The organism is Johnsonella ignava ATCC 51276 (assembly GCF_000235445.1).
GTDB lineage: Bacteria > Bacillota > Clostridia > Lachnospirales > Lachnospiraceae > Johnsonella > Johnsonella ignava.
The window spans coordinates 312,191-314,719 of record NZ_JH378830.1 but is presented as its reverse complement, the minus strand read 5'-3'; the positions used below and the strand labels follow the sequence as shown (position 1 = coordinate 314,719).

The window sequence follows — 2,529 nt, the reverse complement described above, 5'->3', positions numbered from 1 at the left end:
TATAATTGCAAATAATAACAAAAAAATGAAGGTATAATTAACGTACACATATAACCTGCTTTTGACTTTTGATTTTTTTTCCATATATGATATCTGTATATATTATACATGGACCATGGTATGAAAAATGCTAAAAATTGAATAGTCATAGTTACCATACTAGCTTCTGTAAACTTTGAAAAATTCAATTTTGAATCCAGCGCCCATAACAATTCAACAAGAGGCCAAAACAAAATACAATTAAACATAAAATTTATAATTATACTTAATACTGACGAAAAGAAAATTTTTTCAAATATATTCATTTTCATTATATTTCTCCTGTTTATTAAATATAGACTTGTATAGATGATTAGTTAAGAGCTGTTGTATTAAATATATGTTAAAGTATATATCTGTATACAACAGCCATTTAAATTAACATATTATAATCGGTTGCTCTTATCAAGTTCTAATTTCCGATTAAACTTCCGTCATTTCCAATAGTATAATTGTCAGGTGTTTTTTCATTTATATACATAGAACCGTACGGCTTTTGAGGATAGTATTCATTTTTTCCCGTTTCGTTATTATATTTTAAATTTCTCTGAATCTCTGAAAAATAATACCACTTGTTATTTATCATCTGCCAGCCTTTTTCCATAACTCCGGTTTGAGAACTTAGATAATACCAGTATTTATCATTATTATCATGGTGCCAGCCCTTTTTAAGACTTCCAAGCATCTTTTCATCCTGAGCTTCAAGGAAATACCATATACCGCTTTCATGTGTTATAATAAAGGAAACAAGACCTCCGTTTCCCATATTCAGCGTATATTCTGGTTCAGGCAAATCCTTTCTTAGGGTTTCAGGAAGTTTAAGCTCCGAATAGTCTTGTGGAGGATATAATCATGTAAATTATTATCACATTAACTATATTTTTATGTATTTTTCCACAAGATTAAATAAAGTACTAATTCTATAAGTAAGTATAGCCAATACCAGTATTTTCATTGTAAATATATATCTACTGAGATTGTATGTTTCGCTGCTTTCTTTACATCATACATTTAATCTTATTAAATTATATATTCCAATTCCTCCGCCAAATATAATATCAGAAAAAAACAATAAATTTTCTTTAATACTTATCTTGGTATATTCATCATATGAATTATTATATGCCAATTCCTTATTTTTGAAATTAATCCATATAATAAAAATTAAAAATAACAAATTTATAATTAAAGTCTGTTTCAGTGAAAAGCATTTTTTTCAAAATCATCCATTTATTTATACCTCGTTAATATTATAGTAATTTTTATATTACATTATAAAATGTGGACCGGGACCGTTCCTTATATAGTCATATATAGATATTATAATTACAATGAGACTAATACAAAAAGAAGGTATAATAAGTGTACAGATATAAATAACTTTTGATTTTTGGAATTTTTTCCATATATGATATCTGTATATATTATATATAGCCCATGGCACTAAAAATGCAAAGAATTCTATAATTGCGCTTGCAACATCACTTTTGCTCATCTCTGATAATCCCGAAAAATTTAGTGCCCATGACATCCAAAAAAGACACCAAGCTAAAATACACCCTAATATAAAATTTATAATCACACTTGCAACTAATGAAAAGAAATGTCTTTCAAATTTATTCATTTTCATTATATTCCCTCGGTTTCTTAAATGTAGATTTTTAGTAATTATGCTTACAGAGCATAAGATCATCTGTTCCTTTATAGGTACATCTGTTCTTATTTTTTTATGACCTTCTTTATCCTTTGACAGTCCGGCAAAATGATAAATAATTCCCATTGCAGGAGCTGTATATATTTTATCTATATCAATGGCAAGCATATTATATTCAGAAGTATTCTCCAGTGTCTGCTCCGATATTACATTCAGTACATTAACTTTTGCCTGTGAATATTTTTCACCTGGCAGGGCAACCCTGTTTGTGTCCTTATACGACAGCCCTTTACATATATCTCATAATTTTCAATAACCTGCCAGTTTTATGGCATATGCAAGTATAAGAATTGTAATTATATAGTTTCCAAGATTGTATACTTCATTATTTTCTTTCAGCCATGCATTTAACCTAAGCAGGTTATACATTCCTATTCCTCCCCAAAATATGATATTGGAATGATATATCATATCATCAATACGAGCTTTACTATATAAATCGTTATGCGATAATTCTTTAATTTTACCGTCAATCCATATAATAAAAATTAAAAATAGAAAATTTATAATTAAAGACTGTAACAATGAAAAATATTTTTTTTCGAAGTCATCCATATATTTTTACCTCATTTAAAAATATAGTATTTTTTACCCTATATGAAAAATACCTCTATGGGGATCATACGTTATATAAGCATATATATTTACTATAATTGCAATAAATACAAAAAAAAATAGAAGGTATAATTAACGTACACATATAACCTTGCTTTTGTACTTTTGTATTTTTTTCCCTATATATGATATCTGTATATATTATACATGACCATGGTATT

Annotated in this window: 4 protein-coding genes; all 4 read right to left on the bottom strand. The window is 27.2% G+C overall.

What is annotated here, in order from left to right:
* A partial coding sequence (locus tag HMPREF9333_RS13145) for a hypothetical protein (RefSeq protein ID WP_040882160.1) occupies positions 1–311 on the bottom strand: 311 nt, incomplete at its 3' end.
* A 140-nt stretch (positions 312–451) separates the two neighbouring features.
* Entirely contained in the window at positions 452–832 is a 381-nt protein-coding gene (locus HMPREF9333_RS03865; protein ID WP_242822309.1) for a hypothetical protein, read from the bottom strand.
* A gap of 474 nt (positions 833–1,306) precedes the next feature.
* A complete protein-coding gene (locus HMPREF9333_RS13240) occupies positions 1,307–1,861 on the bottom strand; it encodes a hypothetical protein (protein WP_040882158.1) in 555 nt (184 codons plus the stop codon).
* 141 nt (positions 1,862–2,002) lie between these two features.
* A complete protein-coding gene (locus tag HMPREF9333_RS03855; RefSeq protein ID WP_005539934.1) occupies positions 2,003–2,308 on the bottom strand; it encodes a hypothetical protein in 306 nt (101 codons plus the stop codon).
* Positions 2,309–2,529 lie beyond the last annotated feature (221 nt).